At 64.1% G+C, this 21137-nt stretch carries 20 protein-coding genes and 1 tRNA gene; 17 read left to right on the top strand and 4 right to left on the bottom strand.

Annotated elements, in window-relative coordinates; translation table 11 throughout:
- The first annotated feature begins 110 nt into the window (after positions 1–110).
- The 17 genes from mutL (at position 111) to VFF99_RS09455 (ending at position 15998) form a co-directional block, all read left to right on the top strand.
- The gene (gene mutL / locus VFF99_RS09535) at positions 111–1928 is read left to right on the top strand and encodes a DNA mismatch repair endonuclease MutL (protein WP_325017248.1); all 1818 of its coding nucleotides are present in this window, start codon (positions 111–113) and stop codon (positions 1926–1928) included.
- Between the two features lie 39 nt (positions 1929–1967).
- Positions 1968–2876, top strand: coding sequence for a tRNA (adenosine(37)-N6)-dimethylallyltransferase MiaA (gene miaA, locus VFF99_RS09530; RefSeq protein WP_325017304.1), 909 nt, complete (start codon positions 1968–1970; stop codon positions 2874–2876).
- 70 nt (positions 2877–2946) lie between these two features.
- A tRNA-Met gene (locus VFF99_RS09525) sits at positions 2947–3023 on the top strand.
- 242 nt (positions 3024–3265) lie between these two features.
- Positions 3266–3604: a hypothetical protein gene (locus VFF99_RS09520; RefSeq protein ID WP_325017246.1), complete on the top strand. Its 339-nt coding sequence runs from the start codon at positions 3266–3268 to the stop codon at positions 3602–3604.
- A 2-nt stretch (positions 3605–3606) separates the two neighbouring features.
- Complete coding sequence (gene miaB, locus VFF99_RS09515; RefSeq protein WP_325017244.1) at positions 3607–4947, top strand: tRNA (N6-isopentenyl adenosine(37)-C2)-methylthiotransferase MiaB; 1341 nt, start codon at positions 3607–3609, stop codon at positions 4945–4947.
- Positions 4948–4972: 25 nt separating this feature from the next.
- Positions 4973–5989, top strand: coding sequence for a PhoH family protein (locus tag VFF99_RS09510; protein ID WP_325017242.1), 1017 nt, complete (start codon positions 4973–4975; stop codon positions 5987–5989).
- Positions 5973–6431, top strand: a complete 459-nt coding sequence (gene ybeY / locus VFF99_RS09505; protein ID WP_325017240.1) for an rRNA maturation RNase YbeY — start codon at positions 5973–5975, stop codon at positions 6429–6431. The genes VFF99_RS09510 and ybeY overlap by 17 nt, the downstream gene beginning before the upstream one ends.
- Before the next feature lie 87 nt (positions 6432–6518).
- Positions 6519–7403: an HlyC/CorC family transporter gene (locus tag VFF99_RS09500; RefSeq protein ID WP_325017238.1), complete on the top strand. Its 885-nt coding sequence runs from the start codon at positions 6519–6521 to the stop codon at positions 7401–7403.
- Between the two features lie 52 nt (positions 7404–7455).
- A complete protein-coding gene (gene lnt, locus VFF99_RS09495; RefSeq protein ID WP_325017236.1) occupies positions 7456–9012 on the top strand; it encodes an apolipoprotein N-acyltransferase in 1557 nt (518 codons plus the stop codon).
- 71 nt (positions 9013–9083) lie between these two features.
- Entirely contained in the window at positions 9084–9995 is a 912-nt protein-coding gene (glyQ, locus tag VFF99_RS09490; RefSeq protein WP_325017234.1) for a glycine--tRNA ligase subunit alpha, read from the top strand.
- Between the two features lie 40 nt (positions 9996–10035).
- Positions 10036–12120 carry a glycine--tRNA ligase subunit beta gene (glyS, locus tag VFF99_RS09485; RefSeq protein WP_325017232.1) on the top strand — a complete coding sequence of 695 codons (2085 nt, stop codon included), beginning with the start codon at positions 10036–10038 and terminating at the stop codon, positions 12118–12120.
- A 1-nt stretch (position 12121) separates the two neighbouring features.
- Positions 12122–12712: a D-glycero-beta-D-manno-heptose 1,7-bisphosphate 7-phosphatase gene (gmhB, locus tag VFF99_RS09480; protein WP_325017230.1), complete on the top strand. Its 591-nt coding sequence runs from the start codon at positions 12122–12124 to the stop codon at positions 12710–12712.
- 51 nt (positions 12713–12763) lie between these two features.
- Complete coding sequence (locus tag VFF99_RS09475) at positions 12764–13549, top strand: lysophospholipid acyltransferase family protein (protein ID WP_325017228.1); 786 nt, start codon at positions 12764–12766, stop codon at positions 13547–13549.
- Positions 13521–14429 (top strand): SprT family zinc-dependent metalloprotease, encoded by a 909-nt coding sequence (locus tag VFF99_RS09470; RefSeq protein ID WP_325017226.1) that lies wholly within the window; start codon positions 13521–13523, stop codon positions 14427–14429. Before VFF99_RS09475 ends, VFF99_RS09470 begins: the two co-directional genes overlap by 29 nt.
- Positions 14430–14442: 13 nt before the next feature.
- Entirely contained in the window at positions 14443–14832 is a 390-nt protein-coding gene (gene gloA / locus VFF99_RS09465) for a lactoylglutathione lyase (protein ID WP_325017224.1), read from the top strand.
- Positions 14833–14841: 9 nt separating this feature from the next.
- Positions 14842–15426, top strand: coding sequence for a chromate transporter (locus VFF99_RS09460; protein WP_325017222.1), 585 nt, complete (start codon positions 14842–14844; stop codon positions 15424–15426).
- Positions 15423–15998: a chromate transporter gene (locus tag VFF99_RS09455; RefSeq protein ID WP_325017220.1), complete on the top strand. Its 576-nt coding sequence runs from the start codon at positions 15423–15425 to the stop codon at positions 15996–15998. The genes VFF99_RS09460 and VFF99_RS09455 overlap by 4 nt, the downstream gene beginning before the upstream one ends.
- 2 nt (positions 15999–16000) lie before the next feature.
- Here the strand turns inward: VFF99_RS09455 and rsmA are convergent, their stop codons facing one another.
- The 4 genes from rsmA to VFF99_RS09435 all read right to left on the bottom strand — a co-directional run.
- Complete coding sequence (gene rsmA, locus VFF99_RS09450; protein WP_325017218.1) at positions 16001–16768, bottom strand: 16S rRNA (adenine(1518)-N(6)/adenine(1519)-N(6))-dimethyltransferase RsmA; 768 nt, start codon at positions 16766–16768, stop codon at positions 16001–16003.
- A 4-nt stretch (positions 16769–16772) separates the two neighbouring features.
- Complete coding sequence (gene pdxA, locus VFF99_RS09445; RefSeq protein ID WP_325017216.1) at positions 16773–17798, bottom strand: 4-hydroxythreonine-4-phosphate dehydrogenase PdxA; 1026 nt, start codon at positions 17796–17798, stop codon at positions 16773–16775.
- A gap of 4 nt (positions 17799–17802) precedes the next feature.
- Positions 17803–19179: a peptidylprolyl isomerase gene (locus tag VFF99_RS09440; RefSeq protein WP_325017214.1), complete on the bottom strand. Its 1377-nt coding sequence runs from the start codon at positions 19177–19179 to the stop codon at positions 17803–17805.
- 31 nt (positions 19180–19210) lie between these two features.
- Positions 19211–21137: LPS-assembly protein LptD (locus VFF99_RS09435; RefSeq protein ID WP_325017212.1), on the bottom strand; the 1927-nt coding region annotated here is incomplete at its 5' end.

The following is a 21137-nucleotide window of genomic DNA, read 5'->3' as shown; positions in this document are numbered from 1 at the left end:
GAACGGCGAATCATACACCACGGATTTTCCCCGGATTAAGAGATGGAACAAACATTTACACCGCCGCCGGCACCCGCGGAAGCGGACGTTACGGACGTTATAATTCGCGGATGAATGCACCGCACACCCCGCCCCGCCCGATACAGGCGCTCCCCGACCATCTGATTTCGCAGATCGCCGCCGGCGAGGTCGTCGACCGGCCCTCCGCGGTCGTCAAGGAGCTGCTGGAGAATGCCCTGGACGCCGGCGCGACCCAGATTACCGTCCGGCTGGAGGAAGGCGGCGTCAAGCGCATCGCCATCACCGACAACGGCCGCGGCATCCCGCCGTCGCAAATGCCGCTTGCGCTTGCGCGCCACGCAACATCCAAGATCGCCTCGCTCGACGATCTGGAGAATGTCAGCACCCTTGGTTTTCGCGGCGAAGCGCTGGCCTCCATCGCATCGGTCGCACAGCTCACGCTGACCTCGCGCACCGCGCAGGAACCGCACGCATGGGAAATCTCAGGCAGCCACACCGGGCAGGTTGTGCCCTCGTCCGGCGCCCAGGGAACGACCATCGATGTGCGCGACCTGTATTTCAATACGCCGGCCCGGCGCAAGTTCCTGAAATCCGAGCAGACCGAATTCGGCCATTGCGCCGAGGTCGTGCGGCGCATCGCACTGTCGCGCCCGGACGTCGCCTTCTCGCTGTCGCACAACGGCAAGACCGTCGACCACTGGAACGTGAGCGAAGTCGAAAAACGCAGCGCAAACATCCTCGGCGCCGATTTCGCCGGTGCAAGGCTGCGCCTCGACGAATCGGCCGGGCCCTTGCGCCTGCACGGCTTCGTCGGCCTGCCCACCGCCTCGCGCGCCCGCGCCGATTCGCAATACTTTTATGTCAACGGCCGCTTCGTGCGCGACAAGCTGCTGACGCACGCGGTGCGCGCGGCGTACCAGGATGTGCTGCACGGCGACCGCTATCCCTCCTACGTGCTGGGTCTGGATCTCGACCCGGCGCTGGTGGACGTGAACGTCCACCCGTCCAAGATTGAAGTGCGTTTCCGCGACAGCCGCGCAGTGCACCAGTTCGTCTTCCACGCCATCAGCCGCACGCTGGCGCAGACCGCGCCAGGCGGGGACAATGACGCGGCGGCACCGGTTGTCTCGTCGTCCGCGGCCTTGCCCTGGATACGCGAACAGCGCCAGTCCTCGTTCGGCATGCAGTTTTCATCCGGCCTCGGCGTGGCCCAGACGACAGCCGATTACGGTGCGCTGTTTTCAGGTCCTTCACCCTCGATACCGCAGTCCGTGCCGTCCCTGCAGGCTGCACCTCAGCCCATGCCCGCCGAGGCCGATGAAGAATTCCCCCTCGGCTTCGCGCTCGCGCAGTTGCACGGCATTTACGTGCTTGCCCAGAACAGGAAAGGCCTCGTGCTCGTCGACATGCATGCAGCCCACGAGCGCATCCTGTACGAGCAGTTGAAGAATGCGCTGGATGCCGATGCACTGCAGGTGCAGCCGCTGCTGATTCCCGTCACCTTCCATGCCGATGCGGTCGAGGTCGGCACGGCCGAAGAAAACCAGGCCGCGCTGAAATCGCTCGGCTTCGACATCAGCGCCCTGTCGCCCACCACGCTCGCCGTGCGCGCCGTGCCCGCGCTGCTGAAGAACGCGGATGCGCAGAACCTCGCGCGCGACGTCTTGCGCGACCTGCGAGAATTCGGCGGATCGCGCGTGCTGCTGGAGCGCCGCAACGAAATGCTGGGCACCCTCGCCTGTCACACCGCGGTACGCGCGAATCGCGCGCTGACCTTGCCGGAGATGAACGCCCTGCTGCGCCAGATGGAAGCCACGGAACGTGCCGACCAGTGCAACCACGGCCGTCCGACCTGGGTCCAGCTCGCGCTGTCCGACCTCGACAAACTGTTCCTGCGCGGGCAATAAGAAGTGAGCAATCCGGCAAAGCCGCTCGCCGTGGCGATCATGGGCCCCACCGCATCGGGCAAGACCGCCGCCGCGCTGGAAGTGGCGCGGGAGATCCCGTGCGAAGTCATTTCCGTCGACTCCGCCCTGGTCTACCGCGGCATGGACATCGGCACCGCGAAACCGACGGCCGCTGAGCGCGCCGCCGTACCGCATCACCTGATCGACATCCTCGACCCGCTCGACGCCTACTCCGCGATGCAGTTCCGGCAAGACGCGCTGCGACTGGTAAGCGAGATCGTGCAGCGCGGCCGGCTACCGCTGCTGGTCGGCGGCACCATGCTGTATTTCAAGGCGCTGCGCGACGGGCTGGACGAACTGCCGCAGGCCGATCCGGAGATCCGCGCGCGGCTCGACGCCGAAGCGGCCGAACTCGGCGTACCCGCCTTGCATGCGCGCCTGTCGGAAATCGACCCGGAGACTGCCGCACGACTGAAGCCGAACGATTCCCAGCGCATCCAGCGTGCGCTGGAAATCCATACGCTCACCGGACGCCCGATGTCGCAACTGCTGTCCGGCAAGCAGAAGATAGCGCTGCCCTTCGACATGCTGCCGCTGTCGCTGGAACCGTCGGACCGCAGCGTGCTCCACGACCGCATCGCCGCCCGTTTCGATGCAATGCTGGCCGGCGACGGCTTGTTGCAGGAGGTTACTGCACTGCGCGCCCGCGGCGACCTGCATCTCGGCCTGCCCTCGATGCGCTGCGTCGGTTACCGGCAGGCATGGGAATACCTGGACGGCGACTGCGACTTTCCGACGATGCGGGAACGCGGTATTGCAGCGACGCGGCAGCTTGCCAAACGTCAGCTCACGTGGCTTCGCTCGATGCCCGATCGCATTGTCATCGATTGCCTTGCACCGGATGCCACGGCCCAGGTACAGCATGCCGTCCGAGGCGCGCTGCCATAGGGAAACGTATTTTTTCACCCGCAAGATATTGACAAGCTTGACGGGTTGCATCATAATTTAGGGCTATTTTGGTGATATAGCTCAGCTGGTTAGAGCACAGCACTCATAATGCTGGGGTCGGTGGTTCAAGTCCACCTATCACCACCAGATGCCAATGGGTTACGGGTTCGCTCGTAACCCATTTTGCTTTTGTAGTTCCAACAAGCAAACCGCTTCCGCCGGGGGTGTAGGCAGAGTGCTATAATTCGCCCCGCCCCGGTGCACGTTTCAAATATCATGTACGCGGGCCTCGCGCCTGCGGGACGCCCCGGAACCGAACCTGTGAGCCGTCCCAGCGGATTCCAATCCTGATCGCTGCCTTGCGGCGATTCGACGAAACGGGGTATGAGATGTGGCGTCGACCCTTCCTGACCATCTTTCTTTCCGCGGCACTGACCCTGCCTGCGCTGGCATTCGACCGTCCCTTTCCCGCGCCGACCAAGCGCGGACAGATGACGCCGGGTGCCCATCCGGAAATCGTGATCGACGGCAAGCAGCGCAGGCTGTCGCCGGGCGCGCGCATCTGGAACGAGAACAACCTGATCGAAATGCCCGCCGCCCTGCGCGGATCTAACCTCGTGGTGAACTACACTGAAGACACCCAGGGAGAGATCGACCGCGTCTGGATCCTGACCAAGCAGGAAGCCAGCCAGCCGGTGGCGAAGCAGATCAATCCCATGCAACGATAGCCATGCCGAAAAAAGTTTTCATCAAGACCTTTGGCTGCCAGATGAACGAGTATGACTCGGACAAGATGGCGGACGTCCTGAACGTGTCCGAAGGCCTCGTCAAGACCGATACGCCGGAAGATGCCGACGTCATCCTGCTCAATACCTGCTCCGTGCGCGAGAAGGCGCAGGAAAAGGTGTTTTCCGACCTCGGCCGCCTGCGCGAACTGAAGCAGTCCAGGCCCGACCTCGTGATCGGCGTCGGCGGCTGCGTGGCCTCGCAGGAAGGCGAGGCCATCATCAAGCGCGCGCCCTACGTCGACGTGGTATTCGGCCCGCAGACCCTGCATCGCCTGCCCGACCTGATCAGCAAGCGCCGCGAGAGCGGGCGCTCGCAGGTCGACATCAGCTTCCCGGAGATCGAGAAGTTCGACCACCTGCCGCCGGCCAAGGTGGAAGGCGGCGTGGCCAACGTGTCGATCATGGAAGGCTGCAGCAAGTATTGCAGCTACTGCGTGGTGCCCTATACCCGGGGCGAGGAAGTGTCGCGCCGCTTCGACGACGTGCTCGCCGAAGTCGCGCTCATCGCCGAGCAGGGCGTCAAGGAAATCACGCTGCTGGGCCAGAATGTGAATGCCTACCGCGGCGTGATGGCGGATGGCGAAATCGCGGACTTCGCGCTGCTGATCGAGTACATCGCGGAGATTCCCGGCATCGAGCGCATACGCTTCGTCACCAGCCATCCGAAGGAATTCACGCAGCGCCTGATCGATACTTACGCCAAGGTCCCGAAGCTGGCGAACCATCTCTACCTGCCGGCGCAGCACGGCTCGGACCGCATCCTGATGGCGATGAAGCGCGGCTATACCGCGCTGGAGTACAAGTCGGTGATCCGCCGCGTGCGCGAAGTGCGCCCGGACATCACGATCTCGAGCGACTTCATCGTCGGCTTCCCCGGCGAGACGGAAGCGGATTTCGAGGCGATGATGAAATTCATCGAGGACGTCGGCTTCGACCGCAGCTTCAGCTTCCTCTTCAGCCCGCGCCCCGGCACGCCCGCGGCCAACCTGCACGACGATACCCCGCACGACGTCAAGCTCAAGCGCCTGCTGCGCCTGCAGTCCACCATCGAAGCGAATGTGCGCCGCATCAACGAGAGCATGGCGGGCAGCGTGCAGCGCATCATCGTCGAAGGCCCGACGACCAAGAATCCGCAGGAATTCCAGGGACGCACCGAGAACAACCGCGTCGTGAATTTCGATGCCGGGCCGAACGGCGCTCGACTCATCGGCCAGATGCTCGACGTCAACATCGTGCACGCTTATCCGCACTCGCTGCGCGGAGAACTTGTGATCAAACAGTGACTCTCAGCGATACCGACAACCTATTTTGAAAACAAAAATTCCCGCACAGCCCCAACATTTCATCCCGGAACCGCTGGACAACAAGCGGCTCGCCCACTTGTGCGGGCCGATGGATGAAAACCTCCGCCAGATTTCGGCCGCACTCGATGTCACGATCTTCCGCCGCGGCGAGAAGTTCGTGATCAGCGGCGCCAATTCCCAGCGTGCAATGGAACTGCTGGAAAACTTTTACCAGATCGCCGACAAGGCGATTTCCGTGGAGGACATCCAACTCGCGCTGGTGGAGCAGCGCGCGGTGAACCAGCCGAACGGCGAGGCGAAGGAAGAAGAAAACAACGAGGAAGAAGCAATTCCCGTCCTGAAGACCCGCCGCCACGACCTGCGCGGACGCACGCCGCACCAGAGCCAGTACATCAAGTCCATTCTCGAGCACGACGTTACCTTCGGCGTCGGCCCCGCCGGTACCGGCAAGACCTATCTCGCGGTGGCCTGCGCAGTGGACGCCCTGGAGCGCGACGCGGTCAAGCGCCTTGTGCTCACCCGCCCCGCGGTGGAGGCCGGCGAGCGCCTCGGCTTCCTGCCGGGCGACCTGGCGCAAAAGGTTGATCCCTATCTGCGCCCCCTGTACGACGCGCTCTACGACCTGCTCGGTTTCGACCGCGTTCAGAAGCTGTTCGAGAAACAGGTGATCGAGATCGCGCCGCTGGCGTACATGCGCGGCCGCACGCTGAACCATTCGTTCATCATCCTCGATGAAGCGCAGAACACGACGCCGGAACAGATGAAGATGTTCCTCACCCGGATCGGCTTCGGCAGCAAGGCCGTGGTCACCGGTGACGTCACGCAGATCGACCTGCAGCGCACGCAGAAAAGCGGCCTGGTCGATGCCGTGCAGATCCTGCGCAACGTGCGCGGCATCGCCTTCACCCACTTCACCAGCGCCGACGTCGTCCGCCATCCCCTGGTCGCACGCATCGTCGATGCCTACGATGCTTCCGGATCCGCCAAGAACGCAGCCGCACGACATGCCGCAAGAAAATAAACTCACCCTGTCCGTCCAGTATCCCGATCCCCGCCTGAAAGAAACCATTCCGCGAAACAAGTTGCGGCGATGGATACAGGCGGCCCTGTTCGCGCCTGCGGAACTGACGATCCGCTTCGTCGATGCCGAGGAAGGCCGGACGCTGAACCGCGAATACCGCGGCAAGGATTACGCCACCAACGTACTGACGTTCGCCTATACCGAGGATGAGGAAAGCGAAGTGACGCAGGCCGACATCATCCTCTGCACCGACGTCCTGCAACGCGAGGCGGCGGAGCAAAAGAAATCGGTGGAAGCGCACGCAGCGCATCTGGTAGTGCACGGCGTCCTGCATGCCCAGGGTTACGACCACGAAAACGACGAGGAAGCCGCCGAAATGGAAGCGCTGGAAGTTGAAATCCTGGAAAGCCTGGGTGAGGCGAACCCCTACGCGGAAAGTTAGACTTTAGACAACTTGCGCCCCGGATTTCTGGGTTCGAAAGCGCATTTGTTGTATCCTATATCGACGATAACAACGGCTTTTCGCCATATGCAAGATCACCCTAGTGGTGCCAAATTTTCTGACACCAAACCTCAGCGTTCCCTCTTCGAGCGCCTGACCGCGCTGATCTCCCCTGAGCCTGAAAATCGCGCAGAACTCCTCAAGGTCCTTCAGGAGGCGCATGAGCGCAACCTGATCGATGCCGATGCGCTGTCCATGATCGAGGGCGTATTCCAGGTTTCCGACCTCTCGGCCCGGGACATCATGGTGCCGCGTCCCCAGATGGACGTTATCGACATCAACAAGCCGATCGAGGAATGGCTGCCGCTGGTGCTGCACACCGCGCACTCCCGCTTTCCCGCAGTGGACGGCGACCGCGACAAGGTGGTCGGCATCCTGCTGGCAAAAGACCTGCTGCGCTACTACGCTGATGAGTCCTTCGACGTGCGCGACATGCTGCGCCCGGCGGTGTTCATTCCCGAGTCCAAGCAGCTCAACGTGCTGTTGCGCGACTTCCGCGCCAACCGCAACCACATGGCCATCGTGGTGGACGAATACGGCGGCGTGGCCGGCCTGCTCACCATCGAAGACGTGCTGGAACAGATCGTCGGCGACATCGAGGATGAATACGATTACGACGAGGAAGAAGATAACATCCTGCCGGTCAACGACGGCGCGCGCGGACTGCGCTGGCGTGTGAAGGCGCTGACCGAGATCGAGCAGTTCAACGAGGCCCTGGGCACCGGCTTCTCGGATGAAGACGTCGACACCATCGGCGGCCTGGTCGCCAACCATCTCGGGCGCGTGCCGCGCAAGGGAGATGTGTTCGACATCGACGACGTGCGCTTCGAAGTCTTGCGCGCCGATGCCCGCCAGGTCCATATGCTGCTGGTGCAGAAACTGGCGCAACGCTCGATTGCCACCGCCTCGTGATAAGGGCGGCCGCGCAGACGTTCACCAATGACAATCCACTGACGCCCATCGCTTGAAGCCCCGCATCCCGACGACTTCCCAATCGCCGCTCGCCTATCTTGCCGCCCTCGCCGCCGGCGCGGCGACGGTGCTGGCGTTCGCGCCGTTCGGCCTGTGGCCGGTGCAGATTGCGACGCTGGCGCTGATGTTCCGCATGCTGGACCGCGAAGCCGGTTTCCGGCACGGTGCGCTGCTGGGCTGGGCCTACGGCTCGGGCTGGCTGATCGCCGGCGTGCACTGGCTGTACATCAGCATGCACCGCTATGGGGGCCTCCCTGGCTGGATGGCGGTGCTGGCGGTGATCCTGCTCGGGGCCGGGCTGTCCGTCTTCATGGCGCTCGGCACGGGCGGCGCGGCGTGGCTGAAGAAACGCTGGTCGCTCGGCTCCACCGCCTTCCTGCTGCTGGTGATGCCGGCGGTGTGGACGGTGGTCGAATGGACGCGCGGCTGGATCTTCACCGGCTTCCCCTGGGTCAGCTCCGGTTACGCGCACACAAACAGCCCGCTGGCAGGCTATGCGCCGCTGGTCGGCGTCTACGGGCTTGCGCTGCTGTCTGCGCTGGTGGCCGGCAGCATCGCATTGCTGCCGGCGAAAAAGCTTCCGCTCGCCGGCGCCGCCGTCCTGCTGGCCGCGGGTTTCGGATTGCGCGGCGTGGCATGGACCGAGCCGCACGGAAGCCCGGTGACGGTCCGTCTGCTGCAGGGCAATGTGCCGCAGGAGATGAAGTTCCAGCCCGGGCAGGTCGAAGCGACTTTGGCCCAGTACCACGGCATGATCACGGAAAAGCCGGCCGACCTGATCGCCACGCCCGAGACCGCGATCCCGCTGCTGTCGACCCAGCTGCCGGAAGACTACCTGCCGCTGCTGGCGGATTTTTCCGCCGCCACGAAGAGCCATCTCGTGATCGGCATTCCCGTCAGCGACGGGCCGCGCCAGTATTCCAACAGCGTGCTAGGCATCGCGCCGGGTGCCACGGGAATGTACCGTTACGACAAGCATCACCTGGTGCCCTTCGGCGAATTCATCCCGCCGGGTTCGCGCTGGTTCGTGCAGATGATGAACATCCCGCTCGGCGATTTCAACAGCGCGGGCCTGCTGCAGGCGCCGTTCAAGGTGCGGGACCAGTGGGTGCTGCCTAACATCTGCTACGAGGACTTGTTCGGCGAGGAAATTGCGGCCCAGTTGCGCGCCAGCGCCGACGGCCGGCTTCCGGAAGCGACCATGCTGCTCAACGTGTCCAACATCGCCTGGTTCGGCGATTCCATTGCCCTGCCCCAGCACCTGCAGATTTCGCAGATGCGCTCCATCGAAACCGGCAAGCCCATGCTGCGTTCCACGAATACCGGCGTAACTGCCGTGATCGGGCCGACAGGCGAAGTCGCCGGCCAACTGCCGCCCTTCGAAAAGGGCACGCTGTCGGCAAGCGTGCAGGGATTTTCCGGCCTGACGCCGTATAGCCGCTACGGCAACATCCCGGCCGTCGGCGCGGCAATCCTCCTGCTTTTTGCCGCCCGGTTTTCGGGTTTATCCCGCGGCAACAAACTGCCTAACCCCCTCGAAACCCGCTAAAATCTAGGGTTTTAGCGATTTTCCGTCATTCATCCTCAGCCCGCCTGACCGGCGGCGAAGGTCACCTTACGATGCTCACATTTCAACAAGTCATCCTGAAGCTGCAAGAGTACTGGGACGCGCAAGGCTGCGCCCTGCTCCAGCCCTACGACATGGAAGTCGGCGCCGGCACTTCGCATACCGCGACCTTCCTGCGCGCCATCGGCCCGGAGCCGTGGCGCGCTGCCTACGTCCAACCGTCGCGCCGCCCGAAGGACGGCCGCTATGGTGAGAACCCGAACCGCATGCAGCACTACTACCAGTACCAGGTGGTGCTCAAGCCGGCGCCGGAAAACATCCTCGACCTGTATCTCGGTTCGCTGGAAGCGCTGGGACTGGACCTGAAGCAGAACGATGTGCGCTTCGTCGAGGACGACTGGGAAAACCCGACGCTGGGCGCATGGGGCCTGGGCTGGGAAGTGTGGCTCAACGGCATGGAAGTGACGCAGTTCACCTACTTCCAGCAGGTGGGCGGACTGGACTGCAAGCCGGTGCTGGGTGAGATCACCTACGGCATCGAACGCCTCGCGATGTATCTGCAGGGCGTGGAAAACGTGTACGACCTGGTGTGGACCGAATGGGAAGAACACGGCGTGACCAAGCGCCTGACCTATGGCGATGTGTTCCACCAGAATGAAGTCGAGCAATCGACCTTTAACTTCGAGCACTCCAATACCGAATTCCTGTTCTCGCTGTTCGGCAACTACGAAGCCGAAGCGAAGCGCCTGATGGAAGTGCCGCTGGCCCTGCCCGCCTACGAAATGATCCTGAAGGCGGCGCATACCTTCAACCTGCTCGACGCCCGCGGCGCGATTTCCGTCACCGAGCGCGCGGCCTACATCGGCCGCATCCGCAACCTGTCGCGTTCGGTCGCGCAGGCTTATTTCGAGTCCCGCGAGAGGCTCGGCTTCCCGATGTGCGGCGACACCCGCCAGGCTGCCTAAGAATATCCACCCGCGCATGCGGGAATGACGACAAGAGAACATGAACCAGACACTGCTAGTCGAACTGCTCACCGAAGAACTCCCGCCCAAGGCGCTGGCCCGGCTGGGCGAGGCGTTTGCCGCCGGTATCTTCAACGGCCTGAAGTCGCGCGATTTCGTCGAGGCCGACGCCGTCGCCACCGCCTATGCCACGCCGCGCCGCCTCGCCGTCTCGATCACGAAAGTGCGCGCCACCTCGCCGGACAAATCCATCCGCGAAAAAGTGCTGCCGGTTTCCGTCGCGCTCGACAAGGAAGGCAACCCGACGCCGCCGCTGGCCAAGAAGCTGGCTGCGCTCGGCTTCCCCGACCTCACGCTGGCCGACCTGGAACGCGCCTCCGACGGCAAGGCGGAAAGCTTCTTCTACAACTATACCGCGCCCGGCTCCGCGCTGCACGCCGGCCTGCAGGCCGCGCTGGAAGACACGGTGGCCAAGCTGCCGATCCCGAAGCTGATGAGCTACCAGCGCCCCGACGGCTCCACCGTGCAATTCGTGCGCCCCGCGCACAAGCTGATCGCACTGCACGGCGCCGATGTCGTGCCCATCGCAATCCTCGGCCTGTCCGCCGGACGCGTCACGCTGGGCCACCGCTTCCTGTCGTCCGGCGACATCGCTGTTGCCAGTGCGGAGAGCTATGCGTCGACGCTGGAAGTACAAGGCAAGGTCATCGCCTCCGTCAACGCGCGCAAGGAACGCATCCGCGCATCGCTGCTCGACAAGGCCGGCCATGACAAGACCCTGATGCCGGAAAGCCTGCTCGACGAAGTGACGGCGCTGGTCGAATGGCCGGTGGTCTACGAATGCAAGTTCGAGGACTCTTTCCTGTCGGTGCCGCAGGAATGCCTGATCCTCACCATGCAGACCAACCAGAAATATTTCGCGCTGACCGACAGCAACGGCAAGCTGCGCTCCCGCTTCCTGATCGTCTCCAACCTGGAAACCGCCGATCCGCAGCACATCATCGGCGGCAACGAGCGCGTGGTGCGTCCGCGCCTGTCCGATGCGAAGTTCTTCTTCGAGCAGGACAAGAAAAAGAAACTCGCGGACCGCCTGCCCGGCCTCGCGAATGTGGTCTACCACAACAAGCTCGGCACCCAGGCGCAGCGCACCGAACGCATCAAGACGCTGGCCGGCAAGATCGCCCAGGCATTGAACGCCGACGTGGCGCTGGCCGAGCGCGGCGCGCTGCTGGCCAAGGCCGACCTGCTGACCGACATGGTCGGCGAGTTCCCGGAACTGCAGGGCATCATGGGCACCTACTATGCGCGCCACGACGGCGAGCATGACGAGGTGGCCCGCGCCGCTTCCGAACACTACCAGCCGCGCTTCGCCGGCGATACGCTGCCGGAAACGCAGACCGGCACGGTGGTCGCCCTCGCCGACAAGCTGGAAACGCTGGTCGGCATCTGGGGCATCGGCCTGCAGCCGACCGGCGACAAGGACCCGTTCGCCCTGCGCCGCCATGCACTTGGGGTGCTGCGCATGCTGGTGGAAAAGCGCCTGCCGCTGTCGCTCAAGGCCGTCCTGCAGGACACCGCGCAACTGTTCGCCGGCAATGCCAACTTCAAGGACGCCACCGCTGAAGTGACCGAGTTCATGCTGGATCGCCTGCGCGGACTGCTGCGCGAGCGCGGCTATGCGCAAGGCGCGATCGAAGCGGTGGTCGCGCAGAACCCGGACCGCCTCGACAACATCGTCGAGCGCCTGGATGCCGTGAAGGCCTTCGCCGACCTGCCGGAAGCCGAATCGCTGGCCGCCGCCAACAAGCGCATCACCAACATCCTCAAGAAGACGGAAGTAGGCGCAGGCAAGGTCAGCAAGGAATTGCTGAAGGAGCAGGCGGAAGAAAACCTGTTCACCGCGATGACGGAACTCAAGCCCAAGGTCGACGCGGCATTCGCCAGCGGCGACTTCACCGGTACCCTGAAGACGCTCGCGCACATCCGCGACAACGTCGACGCCTTCTTCAACGACGTGATGGTGATGGCCGAGGACGAGCAGTTGCGCAACAACCGCCTCGCCCTGCTGTCCGACCTGCACGGCATGATGAACCGCGTGGCGGATATCTCGAAACTGGCGGCATAAAGTGGTAGCAAGAGCAGACGAGCACGCGCGCATGAAACTGATCATCCTCGACCGCGATGGCGTCATCAACCACGACTCCGACCAGTTCATCAAATCGCCGGACGAGTGGGTGCCCATCCCCGGATCGCTCGAAGCCATCGCACGCCTGCACCAGGCGGGCTACCGCGTGGTGGTCTGCACCAACCAGTCCGGCATTGCGCGCGGCCTGTTCAACATCGTCACGCTCAACGCGATCCACCAGAAACTGCACGCGGCGGTGCGCGTGGTCGGCGGCGAAATCGACGCCATCTTCTTCTGCCCGCACGCCGCCGACGACAACTGCGACTGCCGCAAGCCGAAGCCGGGCATGCTGCAGGAGATCGCCGAGCGTTTCGAAGTCAGCCTCAAGGGCGTGCCGGCCATCGGCGATTCGCTGCGCGACCTGCAGGCGGGATTCGTGGTCGGCTGCACGCCCTACCTGGTCCTGACCGGAAAGGGCGAGAAGACGCATGCCAAGGGCGGGCTGCCGCCGGGAACGACGGTCTATCCGAACCTGGCTGCCGTCGTCGACCAGCTGTTGAAATCGACGGCAAGCGTATCCGCTGCCGCATAAATATTGCATCCGCCGGCCCTAGTCCCCTAGGGCGGCGTTCCTGGAGAACCGATGTCTAGCTTTATCCTGTTCCTGCGTTCGCTCGTGTTCGCACTCCTGATGGTGATCGCGACCGTGGTATGGGCACCCATGTGCTTCCTGTTTGCGCCGCTTCCCTACAACCAACGCTACCACCTGACGTCATTCTGGAACCGGTTCGTGATCTGGAGCGCGAAGACGGTGTGCGGCATCCGCTACCAGTTCAAGGGCACCGAAAACCTGCCCGACGGGCCGGCCATCCTCCTCTCGAAGCACCAGTCGGCCTGGGAAACGATCGCTTACCTCTTCAGCTTCCCGCGCCCGCTGGTGTATGTGTTCAAGAAGGAGCTGCTCTACATTCCCTTCTTCGGCTGGGGCATCGCACTGCTGCGCATGATCCCGATCGACCGGCAGAAGGGCAAGGATGCGTTCGCCCAGGTTGTGGCACATGGGCGCAAGCGCCTGGCGAGCGGCCAATGGATCATCATGTTCCCCGAGGGCACGCGCTCCTTCGTGGGCACGAAGGGCAAGTACAAGGCGGGCGGCACCCGCCTTGCCGTGGAAACCAATACGCCGGTCGTGCCGATCGCGATGAATGCGGGCGAATGCTGGCCGAAAAACAGCTTCATCAAGAAGCCCGGCCTGATCACCGTTTCGATCGGCAAGCCGATTTCCCCGGAAGGCAAGACCCCTGCTGAGTTACTGCAACAAGTTGAAAATTGGATAGAATCCGAGATGCGGGTGATTTCCTCGCCCGGCATTTATTCAAAAGACAACCTCCCGGATTCCCTTGAAGCTGCTACGCCAGACTCCGCCTGACCCCAACCAGCTCTCGCTGCAGCTCGACTTTTTCTCTCCGGATTTTTCCGCACAGCCGGCCGTCGACCAACCCGCTCCGGTGCCGACGCCGGTGGCACCGAAGGAAGCGCCGGAACTCTTTCCGGCGCCTGCAACACCCGGCAGCGTCGCGCAGCCGGGACGCCGCCGGGTACAGGTGCGCGACCATTTCCTCGAATACCGCCTCGCGCGCTCCAAGCGCCGCACCATCGGCTTCCTCATCGATGAGGACGGCCTGCGCGTGACGGCGCCGAAGTGGGTGACGGTCGCCGAGATCGAAAACGCGATCCGCGACAAGCAGCGCTGGATCCTCACCAAGCTGGCCGAGCGCCGCGAACGCTCCGCGCGCCGCCTGCAGCCGCACATGCAATGGTGCGACGGCGCAACACTCCCCTATCTGGGCAATGACATCGCCTTGCGCATCCTCGCGGCGCAAGCCACGGGCGTGACCTACAATGCCGAGACGCGCGAGCTCACCGTCAGCCTGCCGCCCGAGGCCGGCGAACAACAGCTCAAGGACCGTGTCCAAGGATGGCTGCAGCTGGAAGCGAAACGCGTGTTTGCGGAACGCCTTCCGGTGTACGCGGAAAAACTCGGCGTTACCTATCATTCGTTTGCCTTGTCGTCGGCCACGACCCAGTGGGGGTCGTGCACCGTGGAAGGCAAGATCAGGCTCAACTGGCGGCTGATCCATTTCGCGCTGCCCATGATCGATTACGTGATCGCGCACGAGCTGTCGCACCTGCGCGAGATGAACCACAGCCCGCGCTTCTGGGCGACGGTGCAATCGATCTTCCCGGAGTTCGAAATGGCCAAGCGGGTGCTGCGCGAAAGTGGCCCCGACACGCTGCCCATTTTTTGAACAGGAATACTCCATGCGCATTCTTCACACCATGCTGCGGGTCGGCGACCTGCAACGTTCCATCGACTTCTACACCAAGGTGCTCGGCATGAACCTGCTGCGCACCACCGACCGGCCGGAACAGAAGTACACGCTGGCCTTCGTCGGCTACGGCACCAACCCGGACCATGCGGAACTCGAGCTGACCTACAACTACGGCGTCGACAAGTACGACCTCGGTTCGGCCTACGGCCATATCGCCATCGGCGTGCCCGACGCGTACAAGACCTGCGAGCAGGTGAAGGCGGCCGGCGGCAACGTCACGCGCGAAGCGGGACCGGTCAAGGGCGGCGACACCGTCATCGCCTTCGTGCAAGACCCGGACGGCTACAAGATCGAACTGATCGAACGCAAGGGCGAATAACGCAACAGGATGGATTCGCACGTAACGAACGCTACGCACGACCGTCCGCGCCCGCAGTCCCTCTCCGACCTCTATCTCTCCTTCACGCTGCTGGCGCTGCAAGGCTTCGGCGGCGTGCTCGCCATCGTGCAGCACGAGCTGGTCGAGAAGAAGCGCTGGATGACGCGCGAGGAATTCGTGGAGGAATGGGCGGTCGCGCAGATCATGCCCGGACCCAATGTCGTCAACCTGTCGCTGATGATCGGCGCCCGCTATTTCGGCCTGCCCGGCGCGCTCGCGGCGCTGGCCGGCATGCTGTCGCTGCCGCTGGTGGTGGTACTGCTGCTGACCTTCGTCTACGCACAGTTCGCCGATCATCCCGGCCTTGCCGGTGCATTGCGCGGCATGGGTGCGGTCGCCGCCGGTCTCATCACCGCCGCCGGGCTCAGGCTGCTGTCCACGCTGAAGAACTATCCCCTGGGAATGCCGGCCGGCATCGGCTTTGCCGCGGCCTGCTTCATCGCCATCGCGCTGCTGCGCTGGCCGCTGCTCTATGTGCTGCCCAGCCTCGGCGTCGTGGCATGCTTCCTCACCTACAGGAAGCTGAAGCCATGAGCGGCTTGTCCCTCCAATGGGCAGACTGGCTGCAACTGTTCGTGCAGTATCTGTCCCTGTCGCTGCTGTCGGTCGGCGGGGCGATCACCACGGCGCCCGAGATGCACCGCTATCTCGTGGACGAGACGCGCTGGCTGACGGAACAGCAGTTCAACGCCTCCATCGCCATCGCACAGGCGGCGCCCGGGCCCAACATCCTGTTTGTCGCGCTGATGGGATGGCATGTGGGCATCAACACCGGCAGCCTGCTCATGGGGCTGTTCGGCGTGATGGTCACGATGGTCGGCATCATGCTGCCCAGCACGACGCTTACCTACCTCGCCGCGCAATGGGGCCACCGCAACCGCAACCTGCGCGGCGTGCGTGCGTTCAAGCAGGGGATGGGACCGATCGTGATCGCGCTCCTGGTCGCGACCGGATGGGTGCTGACCAGTGCGCACAACGATGCGGCAAGGGACTGGCCGCTCTGGCTACTGACGGCAGTCTCCGCCATCATCATCTGGCGCACCCGGCTGCACCTGCTGTGGATGTTGGGCGCGGGCGCGGTGCTCGGCTGGTTCGGGCTGGTGTAGGGCTAGAGGCGGTTCGCCAGGGCGACGAACTGTTCCACGGGTACCGCCTCCGGCCGCGCCTGCGGATCGACGCCGGCTTCCACCAGTTCACTTTCGGTGAACATGCCGGACAGGCAGTTGCGGATCACCTTGCGCCGCTGCGAAAACGCCTTCGTCACGACCTGCTCCAGCTTGGCCGCATCGCAGGGGAGCGGCGTCGCAAGCGGGATCATGCGCACGATGGCCGAATCCACGGCCGGCGGCGGATCGAACGCGGTCGGCGGGACGACGAACAGCAGTTCCATGTAATAGCGCCACTGCAGCATCACGGAAAGCCGGCCGTAAGCCTTGCCGCCGGGTTCCGCCACCATGCGCTCCACCACTTCCTTCTGCAGCATGAAATGCTGGTCCTGCACGCGCGGTGCGATCGCGGCGAGATGAAACAGCAAGGGGCTGGAGATGTTGTACGGCAGGTTGCCGACGACGCGCAGCTTCTTCCCTTCCGGCACCGGGATCGACGCGAAATCGAACTGCAGCGCATCGCCTTCGTGGATCTCGAGGCGGGCCGGATCGAAGCGCTTCTTCAGGCGCGCGACGAGGTCGCGGTCGAGCTCGACCACGTGCAGCCGGTCGAGTGATTCCAGCAGCAGGCTGGTCATGGCGGCGAGGCCGGGGCCGATTTCCACCATCGTGTCGTCCTTGCGCGGATCGATGGCGCGGATGATGTCGTGCAACACCGCCTGGTCGGTCAGGAAGTTCTGGCCGAAGCGTTTGCGTGGGATATGTTTCATTTGACTAGTTTGCTTGTGCGGACGCCCTTGCCATCTGCGCGGCCACCCTCACCGCCTCGAACATGCTGCCCGGATCGGCCTTGCCGATGCCGGCGGCGGCAAGGTCGAGCGCCGTGCCGTGATCGACGGAGGTGCGGATGATCGGCAGTCCGAGCGTGATGTTGACGCCGTGCCCGAAGCTGGCGTGCTTGAGCACCGGCAGGCCCTGGTCGTGGTACATCGCCAGGACGCAGTCGGCGTTTTCGAGATACTTGGGCTGGAAAAGCGTGTCGGCAGGATACGGCCCGCGAGCGTCGATCCCATTTGCCTGCATGGTCTGCAGCACCGGCGTGATGACGTCAATCTCTTCGCGTCCGAGATAGCCGCCCTCGCCCGCATGCGGGTTGAGGCCGGTGACGAGGATGCGCGGTTCGGCAATGCCGAACTTGCGCTGCAGGTCGGCGTGGATGATCTGGATCGTGCGCGCCAGGCTGTCCTGCGTGAGCGCGGCCGGCACGTCCTTCAGCGGCAGATGCGTGGTGGCGAGCGCGACGCGCAGCATCGGTTTGCCGCCGGCCAGCATCATCACCACCTGCGGCGTGCCGGTCTTCTCGGCGAGGTATTCGGTATGGCCGGTGAAGGGCACGCCGGCGTCGTTGATCGTGCTCTTCTGCAGCGGCGCGGTGACGATGGCATCGAACTGCTTTTGCATCGCGTAGCGGATCGCCACGTCCAGCGTCTGCAGCACCGCCTTGCCGTTGCGCGCATCGAGCTTGCCGGGCACCGCCGGCTCGGCCAGCGGGCAATCGATGACCGGAATCTGCCCGGCGGGCAGATGCGGCAGGCCGCTGTTGCGGAAGGCCAGCGTCGATATCGCGACCAGGCGGATCGCCGGGTCGATATCAGCGGCCGTCATCGACAGCAGCGCCGCATCGCCGATCAGGATCGCACGCACTTCCTCGCGCATTTCCCAGGCGGCCCGGATCGAGATCTCAGGGCCGATGCCCGCAGGCTCGCCGCAGGTGATGGCAATGGTCGGCCGCTTATCCATTGTTTCAGCGCGCGTCGTCGAAGCGGTACTCGACGTAGGCACGGTCGCGCAGCTGGCGCAGCCAGTCCTGGGTCGCCTCGTCCAGCTTGCGTTCGCGGATCGCCTGGCGGGCGATGAGGCGTTGGCGCTCCTGCGATACGTCATCCTTCTTGCGCTCCAGCACCTGGATCAGGTGGTAGCCGAACGGCGATTCGATCGGTTCGCTGACCTCGCCCGGCTTGAGCGCATCCATCGCACGCTCGAACTCCGGCACGGTGTCGCCGGGATAGATCCAGCCGAGGTCGCCGCCGCGGGAAGCGGACAAGTCGTTGGAGAACAGCTTGGCCAGGTCTTCGAACTTGGCGGCGTTGTTGTCCAGGCGCTGCTTGAGTTCCGTCAGCTTGCGCTTGGCGTCGCCCGGCGTGACGATCTGGTTCACCTTGATCAGGATGTGGCGCACGCGGGTCTGCTGCACGGAATTGCCTGCTGCCTTCACCACGCTCGCGCTGCGCGTGCCGTTGAGCTTGAGGATATGGAAGCCGTTCGGGCTCTTGATGAGGCCCGAGACTTCGCCCTGCTTGAGTCCGTCGAGCGCATTGACGAACAGTTGCGGCAGGCGGTCCTGGTTGCGCCAGCCGAGGTCGCCTCCGGTGAGCGCGTCGGTGGCATCCGAATAGGTTGCCGCCAGCTTGGCGAAATCGCCGCCGGCCTTGACCTGCCGCAGCACCTCTTCGGCGCGCTTGCGGCGCTCGGCGATCTGCTCGGCCGAGGCGTTTTCCGGCGTGCGCACCAGGATGTGCGAGAGCTGGAATTCCTGTCCCTGCGGCGCGCCCTGCTCGGCGAGGTAGTTGTCGACTTCCGATTCGGTGATCTGGATCTTGTTATCGACTTCGCGCTCGCGCAGGCGCTGCATCATGATCTCTTCGCGGATCTCTTCGCGGAAGCGGGCAAAGGGCGTGCCCTCGCGTTCCAGCGTGGCGCGGAATTCCTGCAGCGACATGCGGTTCTGCTCGGCGATGCGCGCGACCGCGCGGTCGAGCATGACGTCGTCGATGCGGATGCCGTACTCCTTGGCCAGCTGAAGCTGGGCGCGGTCGAGGATCATGCGCTCCAGCAGCTGGCGCTGGAATTCGGCGGGCGGCGGCAGCGCGATGTTCTGATTCTTCATGCGGCGCTCCACCAGCCGCAGCCGGTCGACCAGCTCCTGGCGCGTGATCACTTCGTTGTTGACCACGGCAAGGATCGCATCGGCCAGGTAGACCCGCGGTGCGGCCGGTGTGCCCGTTGTGGCGGTATTGGCCGGCTTCGCCTGCGCGGCGGCGTCATGCTGCAGACCGAGGCCGGCGCACAGGACGGCGGCGGCCACGACGATGTGGCGGGCCGGTGATGTTGCGAGTCGCATGATCTGAAGAGTCTTCATGATGAACGTGTAGTTAAGGTTGATTCACCAGCTGATAGCCGGGGATGTTCGCGCGTATCGCGTCCAGCGGGTTGGAGCCGAGGCGGGTCAGCCCGTTCAGTTCGAGCTGGAAGAAAAGCGCCGAGTTGGTCTGGCCGGTCGCGGTCGGAGTGCGCTGGCCGACGATGCGGAATACCCAGCAATCGGCCTTGTATTCCATGCCCAGCAGCCCCTCCGCCACCTTGCTGTCGGGCAGGGAGTAGTTGACGCGTGCCACGCCGTACCAGCGTTGCGCCAGCGGCCATTGGCCCGACACGTCGATCTGCTCCAGGTTGTTCACGCGGTCGCGGCGGTATTGCAGGTTGAGCACGCGCTTGGGCGCCGGCTGCCAGCGCACGCCGTAGTTGGCCCGGCTCATGGAATCCAGTGTCTGGCTGTATTGCACATTGCCTTCGACGCTGAATGCCCGGGTGAGCTGTCCGTAGGCGGAAACGAGCAGGTCGGAACGGCTTTCGTTGCGCGCACCGCCCAGCGTCACGCGCTGCTCCGTGAAATAGAAACGCTGGCCGACGGCAAAGCGCATGCGCTCAGCACCCGTCGGTTCAATGTAGCGCGAGATGACTGCAGCGGTCAGCTGGTTGGCGTCGCTGATGCGGTCGCTGCCGATGAAGCGGTTCTCGCTGAACAGTTGCGCGAAGCTCAGGTCGGCTTCCGCCGTGTCGAAGTTCGGGAAAGCCGACTGGTCCTTGTACGGGGTATAGACGTAGAACAGGCGCGGCTCGAGCGTCTGGATCATCGCGTTCCCGAAGAAGCGCGCGTCGCGCTCGAACACCAGGCCGCTGTCGAGCGAGACGGTCGGCAGCGTGCGCGACAGGTTGTCCGCGGCGCCCGGGGTGTTGCGGTCGAGCTGGTACCGGGTCGAATGCAGCGACAACCGCGGCGTGATGAAGTAGCCCGGCCTGAGGATCGGGTAAGCGATGCGCGGATTGACCAGGAAGCGGTCGCCTCGCAGCAGGCTCGGATGCCAGAAGCGGGTGACTTCCGAATCGACGTCCCAGTCGAAGCCGTTGACGTCCTGCTTCCCGGCATGGAACGTAATCTGCGGCAGGCGGTCGTAGGGACGGACGATGGGCACCACGGGGTCCTGCAGCACCTGGTAGTTGGATGCGCGCGCCGAGGCTTGCCACAGCGGGGTGACATAGGTCAATGCCGTGTCGCGCAGGAGCAGGCGTTGCGTCGCTTCCGTGATGGTGCGCGAGAAATCGGTCGGGTAGTCGTCGTCGGACGCGCTGTTGATGTTCCACGTCCAGGCCAGGCCAGGCGCCAGGAATTGCGTGTGCGTCGACGAGAGCGCGTAGCGGTCGGTCCCGGTCTGCTGGTCGTCGGGAAGGTATTCGACGCGCGTCTGGCCGTAATAGCTCTCGCCCAGGTAGCGTCCCTCGGCGCCCAGCTGCAGGCCGCGCCGCGCGTAAATCTTTGGATAAAGCGTCAGGTCGCGGTTGGGAGCGATGTTGAAATAATAGGGAACCGTGACTTCCAGGCCGCCGCGGCTGGTCGTGCCGATGGTGGGCGGAAGGACGCCGGACTTGCGTGCGTCCGACAGCGGAAAGGACATCGCCGGCGCGGCGAGGATGGGCACGCCCTTGAAATACACGAGGGTGCGGTGCGCAATGCCTTCGTCGCGCGCATTGTCGAGGTTGAGCCGGCCCGATTTCAGGTACCAGTCGGGATCGGGGCCTTCGCAGGTGCTGTACGAACCTTCGTGCACCACGGCCCGGTCCTCGCCCTCGAAATCGATGCGGTCGGCGCGTCCCTGTGCGTTGTTGCGCTCCAGGCGGTAGGTCGGATTGGTGACATAGCCCTCGCCGGCCTCGATCTTGAGCCGCAGCTCGTCGCCGGTATAGGTGTCACCGAAGCGGCGCATGCGGATATTGCCCTCGGCCTCGACCTCGTCTTCCACG

This window comes from Noviherbaspirillum sp. (assembly GCF_035654295.1).
Taxonomy (GTDB): domain Bacteria; phylum Pseudomonadota; class Gammaproteobacteria; order Burkholderiales; family Burkholderiaceae_D; genus Noviherbaspirillum.
This window is presented reverse-complemented; position numbering and strand designations above follow the sequence as displayed.

Bases quoted from the DNA above. Each gene is read 5' to 3' on its own strand.
- glyS (WP_325017232.1), top strand. From the start codon at position 10,036: ATGAACCAGACACTGCTAGTCGAACTGCTCACCGAAGAACTCCCGCCC.
- VFF99_RS09455 (WP_325017220.1), top strand. From the start codon at position 15,423: ATGAGCGGCTTGTCCCTCCAATGGGCAGACTGGCTGCAACTGTTCGTG.
- VFF99_RS09460 (WP_325017222.1), top strand. From the start codon at position 14,842: ATGGATTCGCACGTAACGAACGCTACGCACGACCGTCCGCGCCCGCAG.
- miaB (WP_325017244.1), top strand. From the start codon at position 3,607: ATGCCGAAAAAAGTTTTCATCAAGACCTTTGGCTGCCAGATGAACGAG.
- gloA (WP_325017224.1), top strand. From the start codon at position 14,443: ATGCGCATTCTTCACACCATGCTGCGGGTCGGCGACCTGCAACGTTCC.
- VFF99_RS09475 (WP_325017228.1), top strand. From the start codon at position 12,764: ATGTCTAGCTTTATCCTGTTCCTGCGTTCGCTCGTGTTCGCACTCCTG.
- rsmA (WP_325017218.1), bottom strand. From the start codon at position 16,768: ATGAAACATATCCCACGCAAACGCTTCGGCCAGAACTTCCTGACCGAC.
- VFF99_RS09520 (WP_325017246.1), top strand. From the start codon at position 3,266: ATGTGGCGTCGACCCTTCCTGACCATCTTTCTTTCCGCGGCACTGACC.
- glyQ (WP_325017234.1), top strand. From the start codon at position 9,084: ATGCTCACATTTCAACAAGTCATCCTGAAGCTGCAAGAGTACTGGGAC.
- mutL (WP_325017248.1), top strand. From the start codon at position 111: ATGAATGCACCGCACACCCCGCCCCGCCCGATACAGGCGCTCCCCGAC.
- miaA (WP_325017304.1), top strand. From the start codon at position 1,968: ATGGGCCCCACCGCATCGGGCAAGACCGCCGCCGCGCTGGAAGTGGCG.
- ybeY (WP_325017240.1), top strand. From the start codon at position 5,973: ATGCCGCAAGAAAATAAACTCACCCTGTCCGTCCAGTATCCCGATCCC.
- VFF99_RS09500 (WP_325017238.1), top strand. From the start codon at position 6,519: ATGCAAGATCACCCTAGTGGTGCCAAATTTTCTGACACCAAACCTCAG.
- VFF99_RS09440 (WP_325017214.1), bottom strand. From the start codon at position 19,179: ATGCGACTCGCAACATCACCGGCCCGCCACATCGTCGTGGCCGCCGCC.
- pdxA (WP_325017216.1), bottom strand. From the start codon at position 17,798: ATGGATAAGCGGCCGACCATTGCCATCACCTGCGGCGAGCCTGCGGGC.